Source organism: Paraplanobispora siamensis, from assembly GCF_016863175.1.
Lineage (GTDB): Bacteria > Actinomycetota > Actinomycetes > Streptosporangiales > Streptosporangiaceae > Planobispora > Planobispora siamensis.
Window position 1 is genome coordinate 1 of record NZ_BOOJ01000037.1, and the last position, 12,190, is coordinate 12,190.

General features: G+C 68.8%; 9 protein-coding genes and 2 tRNA genes. 4 read left to right on the forward strand and 7 right to left on the reverse strand.

Going from position 1 to position 12,190, the window contains the following annotated elements; all coding sequences use genetic code 11:
- Positions 1 to 199: 199 nt before the first annotated feature.
- The 6 genes from Psi01_RS23065 to Psi01_RS23090 all read right to left on the reverse strand — a co-directional run bounded on the left by Psi01_RS23065 (position 200) and on the right by Psi01_RS23090 (position 8,475).
- Positions 200 to 2,770 (reverse strand): valine--tRNA ligase, encoded by a 2,571-nt coding sequence (locus Psi01_RS23065; RefSeq protein ID WP_204066293.1) that lies wholly within the window; start codon positions 2,768 to 2,770, stop codon positions 200 to 202.
- A gap of 125 nt (positions 2,771 to 2,895) precedes the next feature.
- Entirely contained in the window at positions 2,896 to 4,173 is a 1,278-nt protein-coding gene (gene clpX / locus Psi01_RS23070) for an ATP-dependent Clp protease ATP-binding subunit ClpX (RefSeq protein WP_203878077.1), read from the reverse strand.
- 193 nt (positions 4,174 to 4,366) lie between these two features.
- Positions 4,367 to 5,011: an ATP-dependent Clp protease proteolytic subunit gene (locus Psi01_RS23075; RefSeq protein ID WP_203878076.1), complete on the reverse strand. Its 645-nt coding sequence runs from the start codon at positions 5,009 to 5,011 to the stop codon at positions 4,367 to 4,369.
- An 11-nt stretch (positions 5,012 to 5,022) separates the two neighbouring features.
- Positions 5,023 to 5,667: a ClpP family protease gene (locus tag Psi01_RS23080; RefSeq protein ID WP_373872511.1), complete on the reverse strand. Its 645-nt coding sequence runs from the start codon at positions 5,665 to 5,667 to the stop codon at positions 5,023 to 5,025.
- 339 nt (positions 5,668 to 6,006) lie between these two features.
- Positions 6,007 to 7,398, reverse strand: coding sequence for a trigger factor (gene tig, locus Psi01_RS23085; RefSeq protein WP_204066166.1), 1,392 nt, complete (start codon positions 7,396 to 7,398; stop codon positions 6,007 to 6,009).
- 210 nt (positions 7,399 to 7,608) lie between these two features.
- Positions 7,609 to 8,475 carry a Sco1979 family transcriptional regulator gene (locus Psi01_RS23090; protein ID WP_239127938.1) on the reverse strand — a complete coding sequence of 289 codons (867 nt, stop codon included), beginning with the start codon at positions 8,473 to 8,475 and terminating at the stop codon, positions 7,609 to 7,611.
- Positions 8,476 to 8,719: 244 nt separating this feature from the next.
- Between Psi01_RS23090 and Psi01_RS23095 the strand changes: the two genes are divergently transcribed.
- Positions 8,720 to 9,232 (forward strand): ATP-binding protein, encoded by a 513-nt coding sequence (locus Psi01_RS23095; protein ID WP_239127939.1) that lies wholly within the window; start codon positions 8,720 to 8,722, stop codon positions 9,230 to 9,232.
- A 97-nt stretch (positions 9,233 to 9,329) separates the two neighbouring features.
- Positions 9,330 to 10,667 (forward strand): serine hydroxymethyltransferase, encoded by a 1,338-nt coding sequence (gene glyA / locus Psi01_RS23100; protein WP_204066168.1) that lies wholly within the window; start codon positions 9,330 to 9,332, stop codon positions 10,665 to 10,667.
- 54 nt (positions 10,668 to 10,721) lie between these two features.
- On the opposite strand, the gene Psi01_RS23105 is transcribed toward glyA, so the two are convergent.
- Positions 10,722 to 10,795 (reverse strand) — tRNA-Pro (locus Psi01_RS23105).
- Positions 10,796 to 10,884: 89 nt separating this feature from the next.
- Here Psi01_RS23105 and Psi01_RS23110 point away from each other — a divergent pair.
- Positions 10,885 to 10,955, forward strand: a tRNA-Gly gene (locus Psi01_RS23110).
- A 175-nt stretch (positions 10,956 to 11,130) separates the two neighbouring features.
- Positions 11,131 to 12,102 carry a MerR family transcriptional regulator gene (locus Psi01_RS23115; RefSeq protein WP_204066169.1) on the forward strand — a complete coding sequence of 324 codons (972 nt, stop codon included), beginning with the start codon at positions 11,131 to 11,133 and terminating at the stop codon, positions 12,100 to 12,102.
- The last annotated feature ends 88 nt before the right edge of the window (positions 12,103 to 12,190 follow it).

Below are 12,190 nucleotides of genomic sequence, written 5' to 3' on the forward strand. Positions count from 1 at the left end.
AAGGTGCGGGGACTCGCCCCGCACCAAGAACATTAGCAGCCTTTCCGACAGGCTTGAGCCATTCGCCGGTAACGAGTAAGTCTTCCCTCCCTTCTACAGCCCCAAACATGAGACCCCGGAGTCAACGGACTCCGGGGTCTCACTCAAGGACCGGCATGCAAGAACCCCAAACATCCGGGGCGTGCCGTGCCACGGCGTGTCAGCTCGCCGGCAGGGCCTCCAGCTGGGCCGTCAGGCGTGCGATGTCCTGCTCGGCCTGCTCCGCCCGGGCGCGCACCTTGGCCACCACGTTGTCCGGCGCCTTCGCCATGAACTGCTCGTTGCCGAGCTTGGCCGCGACCTGCTCGGCCTCCTTGCGCGCCGCGGCGAGGTCCTTCTCCAGCCGCTTGCGCTCGGCGGCCACGTCGATCGTGCCCGCGGTGTCGATCTCCACGAGGACACCGCCCACGTCGAGGCGGGCCGTCGCGTTGAACGACTCGGCCGGCTCGTCCAGGCGCAGCAGCGAGCGGATCGCGCTCTCGTGCGCGGCGAGAGCCGTACCGGCCAGGGACAGCCGGGCGGCGACGCGCTGGCCGGGCTTGAGCCCCTGGTCCGAGCGGAACCGTCGGACCTCGGTCACCAGCGTCTGCATCGCGAGGACCTCCTCCTCCGCGGCGCGGTCGCGCAGGGACTCCTGGACCGTGGGCCACGGCGCGACGGCGACGGACTCGCCACCGGTGACGGCCCGCCACAGTTCCTCGGTGACGAACGGCACCAGCGGGTGGAGCAGCCGCAGCAGCGCGTCGAAGACGTGCCCGAGGACCAGGCGGGTGTGCTCCTGGCCGGCGGCGAGCTGGACCTTGGCCAGCTCGACGTACCAGTCGCAGACCTCGTCCCAGGCGAAGTGGTAGAGCAGGTCGGAGACCTTGGCGAACTCGAACTCCTCGAAGGCCTCGTCGACCGAGGAGACGACCTCCTGGAGGCGGGAGAGGATCCACCTGTCGGCGGCGGTGAGCTCGGCCACCGGCAGCTCGCCGACCGCGGCGCCGTTCATCAGCGCGAAGCGGGTCGCGTTCCAGATCTTGTTGCAGAAGTTCCTGGAGCCTCCGGCCCACTCCTCGCTGATCGCGACGTCGGAGCCGGGGTTGGCCCCGCGCAGCAGCGTGAAGCGGGTGGCGTCGGCGCCGAAGCGCTCGATCCAGTCGAGCGGGTCGACGACGTTGCCGAACGACTTGGACATCTTCTTGCCGAACTGGTCGCGGACCATGCCGTGCAGCGCGACGGTCCGGAACGGCGGCTGGCCGTCCATGGCGTACAGGCCGAACATCATCATCCGGGCGACCCAGAAGAACAGGATGTCGTAGCCCGTCACCAGCACCGAGGTGGGATAGAACTTCTCCAGCTCGGGCGTGCGCTCCGGCCAGCCCAGCGTGGAGAAGGGCCACAGGCCGGAGGAGAACCAGGTGTCGAGGACGTCGGGGTCCTGGACGTAGCCCTCGGGCGCCTGCTCGTCCGGGCCCACGCAGACGACCTCGCCGTCCGGGCCGTACCACACCGGGATGCGGTGGCCCCACCACAGCTGGCGCGAGATGCACCAGTCGTGCATGTCGTCGACCCAGTCGAAGTAGCGCTTGGCCAGCTCCGGCGGGTGGATCCTCGTACGGCCGTCGCGGACGGCGTCGCCCGCGGCCTTGGACAGCGGCGAGACGTTGACGAACCACTGCAGCGACAGCCGCGGCTCGACCACGGTCTTGCAGCGCGAGCAGTGCCCGACCGAGTGCAGGTACGGGCGCTTCTCGGCGACGATCCTGCCCTGCTCGCGCAGGGCCGCGACCACGGCGGGCCGGGCCTCGAAGCGGTCGAGCCCCTCGAACGGGCCGTGGGCGGTGATCACACCGCGCTCGTCCATGACCGTCAGCGACGGCAGGGAGTGGCGGCGGCCGATCTCGAAGTCGTTCGGGTCGTGCGCGGGGGTGACCTTGACCGCGCCGGTGCCGAAGGACGGGTCGACGTGCTCGTCGGCGACGATCGGGATGCGCCGGCCGGTCAGCGGGAGTTCGACCTCCTGCCCGACCAGGTGGGCGTAACGCTCGTCGGAGGGGTGGACGGCCACCGCGGTGTCGCCGAGCATGGTCTCGGCCCGGGTGGTGGCGACCACGATGGAGTTCTCGCCGTCGCCGTAGCGGATCGAGACGAGCTCGCCCTCGTCCTCGCTGTGCTCGACCTCGATGTCGGACAGCGCGGTCAGGCAGCGCGGGCACCAGTTGATGATGCGCTCGGCGCGGTAGATGAGCCCGTCGTCGAAGAGCCGCTTGAAGATGGTCTGCACCGCGCGGGAGAGTCCGGGGTCCATGGTGAAGCGCTGGCGCGACCAGTCGACGCCGTCGCCGAGCTTCTTCATCTGGCCGAGGATCCGGCCGCCGGACTCCTCCTTCCACTGCCACACGCGCTCGACGAACGCCTCACGCCCGAGATCGTGGCGGGACAGCCCCTCCTTGGCGATCTCGCGCTCGACGACGTTCTGGGTCGCGATGCCCGCGTGGTCCATGCCCGGCAGCCAGAGCGTCTCGTAGCCGCGCATGCGGGCGCGCCGGGTCAGGGCGTCCTGGATGGAGTGGTCCAGGGCGTGGCCGATGTGCAGCACGCCGGTCACGTTCGGCGGAGGCAGGACGATGCTGTACGGCTCGCGGTCGCTGCCCGGATCCGCGCCGAAGTAGCCCTCGGCTACCCAGCGCTCGTAGCTACGGGTCTCCACATCGGCGGGTGTGTACTGGGTGGGCAGCTCTGACATCGTCACGGTGTCCAATTCTAGGGACGTTCGAATGGGTCGAGGTTCCGGTGGGTCGGTGTTCTACCTACGGCAGCGCCCCCGCGGAGTGTCTCCGCGGGGGCGCCGGCCGTACTGGTGTGTGAGGCCTATGCCGACTTCTCGCGCGGAGTGCGCTGCTTGGCCAGCTGGTCGCGAGGTACGAGCGTCGGGTTGACGTGCTCCAGGACGGACTCCCGGGTGATGACGACGCGCGCCACGTCCTCGCGGGAGGGTACCTCGTACATCACCGACAGGAGGACCTCCTCCAGGATGGCCCGCAGGCCGCGCGCGCCGGTGCCGCGCAGGATCGCCTGGTCCGCGATGGCCTCGAGGGCGTCGTCGGTGAACTCCAGCTCGACGTTGTCGAGTTCGAACAGCCGGCGGTACTGCTTGACGAGGGCGTTGCGCGGCTCGGTCAGGATCTGGATGAGCGCGTCGCGGTCGAGGTTGTGCACGCTCGTGATGACCGGCAGACGGCCGACGAACTCGGGGATCATGCCGAACTTCAGCAGGTCCTCGGGCATGACGTCACCGAAGATGTCGGAGGCGTCGATGTCTTCTTTGGAGCGGATGACGGCGTTGAAGCCGATGCCCTTCTTGCCGACCCGGGACTCGATGATCTTCTCGAGGCCGGCGAAGGCTCCGCCGCAGATGAACAGCACGTTGGTGGTGTCGATCTGGATGAACTCCTGGTGCGGGTGCTTGCGACCGCCCTGCGGCGGCACACTCGCCGTGGTGCCCTCCAGTATCTTCAGCAGGGCCTGCTGCACGCCCTCGCCGGAGACGTCGCGGGTGATCGACGGGTTCTCGCTCTTACGGGCGATCTTGTCGACCTCGTCGATGTAGATGATGCCGGTCTCGGCCTTCTTGACGTCGTAGTCGGCGGCCTGGATCAGCTTGAGAAGAATGTTCTCGACGTCCTCGCCGACGTAGCCCGCCTCCGTCAGGGCGGTGGCGTCGGCGATGGCGAACGGAACGTTCAGCATCTTCGCCAACGTCTGGGCGAGCAGTGTCTTGCCGGAACCGGTCGGGCCCAGGAGCAGGATGTTCGACTTGGCCAACTCCAGGCCGTCGTCACGCCCGCGCTCTCCGGACTGCACCCGCTTGTAGTGGTTGTAGACAGCGACCGACAGCGCCTTCTTCGCCTTGTCCTGACCGATGACGTAGGCGTCGAGGAATTCGTAGATCTCCCTCGGCTTGGGCAGGCTGTCCCACTTGAGTTCGGAGGACTCGCTGAGCTCCTCCTCGATGATCTCGTTGCAGAGATCGATGCACTCATCGCAGATGTATACGCCGGGTCCGGCGATGAGCTTCTTGACTTGCTTCTGGCTCTTCCCACAGAAAGAGCACTTCAGCAGGTCTCCCCCGTCGCCGATGCGTGCCACCCCAGATACTCCTTTGCGTGGGACCGCCCTGGCTGCCGCGGTCCGTTTCTTCTGACCGGCCCGATCCCGGTACGAAAAGCCATCCCGCTCAGGTTTCGACGTTACCGTCTTCTGAGCCCTCAGTGAGCCCCCTGGCGGCGAGTCGCACCGGAAGGTGCCCAATTGGGCACCGTTCCGATGCAATCTACCTCCCTCAGGAGGCGACAGCCTTGGCGAGCTTCTTGCGTGACGGGATGATGTCGTCGATCAACCCGTACGCCTTCGCTTCCTCGGCGTCAAGAATCTTGTCGCGTTCGATGTCCTTGCGGACCTCGTCGGGCGTCTTGCCCGAGTGCCGCGCGACGAGGGTCTCCAGAAGCGCGCGCATCCGCAGGATCTCACGCGCCTGGATCTCGATGTCGCTTCCCTGACCGCCGCCCTCGGTGGAGGGCTGGTGGATCAGGATGCGGGCGTTCGGCAGCGCGAACCGCTTGCCCGGCGTGCCGCCGCCCAGCAGGATCGCCGCGGCCGAGGCCGCCTGCCCGAGGCAGACCGTCTGGATCTCCGGCCGGACGAACTGCATCGTGTCGTAGATCGCCGTCATGGCGGTGAACGAGCCACCCGGCGAGTTGATGTAGATGCTGATGTCGCGGTCGGGGTCGAGCGACTCGAGCGTCAGCAGCTGCGCCATGACGTCGTTGGCCGAGGCGTCGTCGATCTGCACCCCGAGGAAGATGATGCGGTCCTCGAACAGCTTGTTGTACGGGTTCATCTCCTTGACGCCGTACGACGTGCGCTCGACGAAGGAGGGAAGAACATATCGGCCGTTGATGTCTCCCGGCCGGATCAACTCACTCACCTTGTGCCCCTTCAGGAGACGGCGCCCGCTGAGGGCACCTGCCGAGCGCTGCGCACGACGTGGTCGATGAAGCCGTAGTCCTTGGCCTCCTCGGCCGTGAACCAGCGGTCCCGGTCGGAGTCGGTCTCGATCTGCGCGAGTTCCTGTCCGGTGTGGAAGGCGATGCGCTCGGCGAGAGTCTTCTTCACGTAGAGCATCTGCTCGGCCTGGATGGCGATGTCGGCGGCGGTTCCTCCGATCCCGCCGGACGGCTGGTGCATCATGATGCGGGCGTGCGGCAGGGCGTAACGCTTGCCCCGCTCACCGGCGCACAGCAGGAACTGGCCCATGGAGGCGGCCAGGCCCATCGCGACGGTGCACACATCGTTCGGCACGTACTCCATCATGTCGTAAATCGCCATGCCGGCGGTCACCGATCCGCCCGGCGAGTTGATGTAGAGCCAGATGTCCCGTTCGGAGTCATCGGCCGCCAGCAGCAGCAGCTCGGCACAGATTCGGTTGGCGATCTCGTCGTTGACCTGGGTGCCCAGCACGATGATGCGCTCACGCAGCAGCCGCTGGTAGAGCTGGTCTTCGAGCCTGAACGAGCCGTTCGGCTGGCTCATCGACTCGGGCCCGGAGCCGGTCGGCTGGTAGAAGGTCGGCGGGCTGGTCACAGCGTCACCTTCCGATGCGTCGTTATCGATTGGCTTTGCTTGTGACCTTAACGCGCGTCGCCGACCGGACATGCCCCCTCCACGGGGTGTTCGCCGACAGCGCATGATGGCCGAGATCGTCTCCGGTCGTCCCGGGGGGCGGTTTTCCCGGCTCCGCCGGACCCCCGGAGGAGCCTGCGGGCCCCTGAGAGCCCCGCAGGCCTCCCGGGAGCCCGCGGGTCCCGGGACGGCGACGCCCCCGCCGTGCGGGGCACGGCGGGGGCGTTCGGCGCGTTCTCGGACGTCTCGGGCAGGCCTACCGCTTTCCGGTCTCCTCGCCCTCCGTCCGGGGCGGATCCGCTACTTGTCGGCCTCGGCGGTCTCGTCGCCCTCGTCCTCGTCGGCGGGGACCTCGATCGGCTCCTCACCGTTGATCTCGGTGTAGATGGCCTTGAGGTCGACCTCGTTGCCGGCCTCGTCGGTCACCTTGGCGGCGTCGCCGATGACGCTCTTGGCCTTGTCGCGGACGATCTCGACCATGGCGAGGGTGAGCTGGTCGTTGTCGGCCAGGTGCTTGGCGAGCACGTTCGGGGCGACGTTCATCTGCATGGCGCGGCGCACCACGAAGTTGGTCAGCTCCTGCTCGCTGACGCCCAGCTCCTCGGCCTTGACGATCTTGTCGAGGACGAAGCCGGTCTTGAGCGCCTTGGCGGCGGCGGCGTCGAACTCGGCGTGACGCTCCTCCTCGGTGGTCTGGTAGAGGCGGAAGTACGCCTCCTTGCTCAGGCCACTCTCGGCGATCTGGTGCTCGAGGTTGTGCTTGCGGCTGTCGACCTCGACCTTGAGCGCGCTCTCCGGCAGCGGGATGTCGATCTTCTCCAGCAGCGCGTCGAGGGCGTTCTCGCGGGCCTGCACGACCTGGTCGACCAGCTTGTTGCGGCGGGCCTGCTCGCGGATGCTGTCCTTGAGCTCGTCGAGGGTGTCGAACTCGCTCGCCAGCTGGGCGAACTCGTCGTCGAGCTCGGGGAGGACCTTCTCCTTGACGCTCTTGATGGTGATGGTCACCACGGCCTCCTCGCCGGCGTTCTCGCCGCCGACCAGGTTGGTGGTGAACTCCTTGACGTCACCGGCGGACATGCCGGCCAGCGCGTCGTCCAGGCCCTGCAGCACCGAGCCGGCGCCGACCTCGTAGGAGACGTCGTTGGCCTGCTGCTCCTCGATGTTCACGCCGTCGATCGCGGCGGCGAGGTCCATCACCACGAAGTCGCCGTTGGCGGCGGGGCGCTCGACGCCGGTCAGCGTCGCGAAGCGCTGGCGCAGGCCGTCGAGCTGCGTGTCGACGTCCTCGTCGGTCACCTCGGCGGTCGGGACGGTGACCTCGATGCCCTGGTAGTCGGGCACCTCGAAGTTCGGGCGGATGTCGACCTCGGCGGTGAACTCGACCTGCTCGCCGTCCTCGATCTTGGTGACCTCGATCTCCGGCTGGCTGACGGGGAAGATGTCGCTCTCGTCGACGGCCTGGCCGTACAGCTTCGGCACCGCGTCGTTGAGGGTCTCCTCCAGCACCACCGCGCGGCCGAAGCGCTGCTCGATGATGCGGGCCGGAACCTTGCCGGGGCGGAAACCGGGGACGCGCACCTGCTGCGCGACCTTCTTGTACGCCGCCTGCATGCTCTCGCCGAGCTCCTCGAACGGCACCTCGACAGTGAGCTTGACCCGGGTCGGGCTGAGCTCCTCGACAGCGGTCTTCACGGGGTGGTCTCCTTGATCAAGCTTCGAGTGATCGCGGGCGCGCCAATTTCGTACGGCTACCGCGGCAAGCTCGCGCGCCGCGCCCACATGAGCGGCACCGGGCACAGCCGTCGAGACATGCGAGCTAAGGGCATGCTCCACTGTGGCGGGTGTCCAGCGCCGCATGTCAGTCTAGGGCAGACGCGCACCTCGCAGCGACCGGCGCCCGCCTCAGATCTCTTTGATTATCCGGCGGAGGATGTCGACGGTCTCGTCGGGAGTTGTGCTCACCGCGCACAGCCGCTCCATGACCTCGCTGTATCTGTCGACATCCTCACGTTTGTCGAGATAAAGCGCGCTGGCCAGCTGCTCGACGTAGACCACGTCGGGCAGTTCCCTGTCCTGGAAGCGCAGGATGCTGAAGGCGCCGCCCTCCGCGCTGTGGCCGCCGAAGCTGAACGGCATCACCTGGATCGTGATGTTCGGCTGGCGCATGAGGTCCATCAGGTGCTCCAGCTGGGCCCGCATCACGTCCGCGCCGCCGATGGGACGCCGCAGCGCCGCCTCGTCGATGACGGCCCAGAAGAACGGCCCGTCGGGCCGCTCCAGGACGCGCTGGCGCTCGATGCGCAGGTCCACGCGGCGGGAGATCTCCTCGGGCGCGATGCCGGCGCCCCCGGCGGTGATGACGGCCCGGGCGTACTCCTTCGTCTGGAGCAGGCCGGGGACGAACTGCACCTCGTAGGTGCGGATGCGGGAGGCCGCCTCCTCCAGGCCGACGTAGGTCTGGAACCACCCGGGCAGCAGATCGTTGAAGCGGTGCCACCAGCCGGGCTCGTTCGCCCTGTTCAGCAGGTCCATCACGGCCGCCCGCGCATCCTGGTCCTCGACGCCGTACAGGGTGAGCAGGTCCGCGACGTCGCGTTCCCGCAGGCCGACCCGGCCGAGCTCCATCCGGCTGATCTTGGATTCGGAGCCTCGGATCCGTTCGCCGGCCTCCTCACGGGTGAGCCCGCGCTCCTCGCGAAGTCGACGCAGTTGGGAGCCCAGGAGGATACGCAGAGCAGTGGGACCCGAGCCCGGTTGAACCTGCGTCACTTCGCCTCCCTCTCCCATTGGGGCCAGCGCACACAGTGTCACCACTTCCGGCCTTCGTGACAAGGTCTCATACCGATGACCGAATCGCCGATTCCCCTACGCAGTCGCCCATGCGGCTGCACGTGGCACTTGCACGTGCATTTGGGTCTTGCAGAGGACGTTCCGGTGACCCATGATGGCCTAGTGCATATTGGGCTAATGGTGCACAAGCTCTAAAAACTCGCAACCAGCACGGAGACTCACCATGACAGCGGGAGGTACCGGCAGGATGGTGGAGGAGCCAAAATCGGCTGCCGACTGCCTGCAGGCGACCCGCGAGGTCGGCTTCGACGAGTTCCTGCGCGCCGACCGTTCTGACGCGACGGCGTGCCCGCTCCCCCGGCAGGCCGACTCGGTCAAGACCGCCAGAGACGTGACCCGCTCCACCTTGAAGTCGTGGGGCCTGTCCGAGCTCAGCGATGACGCGGCACTGGTGGTCTCGGAACTGGTGACGAACGCGGTCCGCTATGCGCTGTGCCCGCCCAGCAGGGTCGAGGCCAAGCCCATCACCCTGATGCTCCTGCGCCTGTCGCCCCACGTGCTCCTGGCCGTGGCCGACCCCAGCGACGAGGCGCCCACCCCCAAGGAACCCGACTTCATCTCCGAGAACGGCCGCGGGCTGTACATCGTGGAGACCTACAGTCAGTGCTGGGGCTGGGACCACCTCAACCGCGGCGGCAAGGCCGTCTGGGCCCTGTTCAGCGGAACCACCGCCTGAGGCGTCCGAGGCTTCCCCGTACGGCTGCGCGCACCGGCGCGGCCTCCGGCGTCCGCCCGGAACCGGGCGGGCCACCACCTATCGGGAGAACCAGCGCATGTCCTCTGCCCTGACGCCCCGTCCCTGGGTTCCCGCCGCCTCCGAGGAGCGCGTGCGCTCCGTCTCCGCCGCCGTGGCGGACCTGCCCGCCTCGGCGGCGCAGAAGGAGATCGAACGGCTGGCGGCCGACAACCACCGCATCCACGACGTGGAGTCGGTCAACCTCAACCCGGCCACCAACATCATGAACCCGCGGGCGGAGGCGCTGCTCTCGGCCGGTCTGGGCTCACGGCCGTCCCTGGGCTATCCCGGCGACAAGTACGAGACGGGCCTGGAGGCGATCGAGCAGATCGAGATCGTCGCCGCCGAACTGGCCGCGCAGGTCTTCGGGGCCGGCTACGCCGAGGTGCGCGTCGGCTCCGGGGCGCTGGCCAACCTCTACGCCTTCATGGCCGCCTGCCGGCCCGGTGACACGATCATCGCCCCGCCGCCGAGCGTCGGCGGCCACGTCACCCACCACGGCCAGGGCGCGGCGGGGCTGTACGGGCTCACCACCGTTCCCGCCCCGGTGGCCGCGGACGGCTACACCGTGGACGTCGATGCCCTGCGCTCGCTGGCCGAGGAGACGCGGCCCGCACTGATCACCGTCGGCGGCAGCCTCAACCTCTTCCCCCACCCCGTCGCGCGGATCCGGGAGATCGCCGACTCCGTGGGCGCCCGCGTGCTCTTCGACGCCGCGCACCTGTGCGGCATGATCGCCGGCCGTACCTGGCCGCAGCCGCTCGACGAGGGCGCCCACCTGATCACCATGAGCACCTACAAGAGCCTGGGAGGCCCTCCCGGCGGGCTCATCGTCACCGACGACGCCGAACTGGCCGAGCGCCTGGACGCGATCGCCTACCCGGGCCTGACCGCCAACTTCGACGCCGGCAAGACCGCGGCGCTGGCCATGACGCTGCTCGACTGGAAGGCCGCCGGTCAGGCGTACGCGCAGACGATGGCCGCGACGGCGCGACGCCTGGCGGAGGAACTGCTCGCCCTGGGCGTCCCGGTCTTCGCGGCCGAGCGCGGGTGCACCCGGTCGCACCAGTTCGCGATCGAGGCCCACCGCTACGGCGGCGGCCAGCGGGCCGCCCGCAGGCTGCGCCGGGCGAACATCCTGGCCTGCGGCATCGGCCTGCCGGCCGGCCCGGTCGAGGGCGACGCCAACGGGCTGCGCGTGGGCACCCCCGAGATCGTCCGGCTCGGGATGACCGAGGAGGACATGCCGGTCCTCGCCTCGTTCGTCGCCCGGGGCCTGGACGAGGACGTGGACCCGGCCACCGTGGCCGCGGAGGTCACCGCATGGCGGGGACGCTTCTCCGGCGTGCACTTCACCGCCGACCACCCGGCCTGAGACGGCTCAAGGCCACTCCCGATCTCGGGGAGTGGCCTTGCATTGTCCGGAGAGTCGGGGCGACAGGATTTGAACCTGCGACTTCTTGCTCCCAAAGCAAGCGCGCTACCAAGCTGCGCCACGCCCCGTCGCGCCGGGTACGCGCACGCTCCGGAACTCCGGTACGATTACGCCCTGACGACCGGAAGAAGTCTAGACCAGACCAACACCGGATCGCGCGGACGTAGCTCAATGGTAGAGCCCCAGTCTTCCAAACTGGCTACGCGGGTTCGATTCCCGTCGTCCGCTCTCACAGTGAAGGGCCAGGTCACCGGGCATCCGGGGACCTGGCCCTTCGGCATTCAGGAGATTTTTCCGATCTTCCGTACCCGTCGCGTCCCGCCGGCCCGGGCGAAGGAGAATTCCTTGCGCCGCCGAGGGGCGGGCTTGAGTCTCCAGCAAGGGGAGACGGGAGGGTGGGGGCATGGACGGCGACACGCTCTACTCGATCGGTGACCTGGCCCGTCGGACCGGGCTCACGGTCAAGACCATCCGGTTCTACTCCGACCGCGGGATCGTGCCGCCGGCCGAACGCGGCCCCACCGGTTACCGCCGCTACGGCGTCGACGCCGTAGCACGCCTGGACCTGGTGCGCACGCTGCGCGACCTGGGACTGAGCCTTCCCGCGATCCAGAAGATCCTGGAGCGGGAGGTCGCGCTGACCGAAGTCGCCGCGGCGCACGCCGCGGCCCTGTCGGTGCAGATCCGGACCCTGCGCCTGCGGCGTGCGGTGCTCATGGCCGTGGCGAAGCGCGGTTCCACCCCTGAGGAGATGAGTCTCATGCACAAACTGGCCAAGCTCTCCGAGGACGAGCGCCGACGTCTGATCGACGATTTCCTCGGCAGCGCCTTCGACGGACTGGACCCCGATCCGGGATTCGCCGGAATCAGGCGCTCGATGACCCCGGAACTGCCCGACGACCCCGATCCCGGGCAGGTCGAGGCGTGGGTGGAGCTGGCCGAGCTGTCCCAGGATCCGGATTTCCGCGTCCTCATGCGCCGTACGGCCGAGCAGTACGCCGCCGAGCGCGCCATGGGCGGAACGGCGGGCGTGCGGCCCGACAGCGTCGCGATCGTCCGTGACCGGGTGGGCCCGGCCCTGGCCGCCGGCGTCGACCCCGTCTCCTCCCGGGCCGATCCGATCGTCTCGGCCGTGACGACCCGATGCGCGGACATCGCCGGCCGGCCCGATGACGCCGATTTCCGGCGCCGGCTGCTGGCCCGGCTGGAGACCGCCGGCGACCCTCGCCGGGAGCGATACCTCCGCCTGCTCGCCGTGGTCAACGGCTGGCCCGCTCCGGAGAGCCCGGCACCGGCCTCCGACTGGTTCGCCCGGGCCCTGCGCGTCCGGCTGGGGGGCGAGGGCCCGGAGGCGGACGCCTCGACGACCGGCTGAGCCCGGCCGCCTCCACGTCCGCGACCAGCGGGAACCGGCATCCGCTCCCGCCGGTTCCCGATGATCGCAAGGGCCCCGCAAGGGGTCT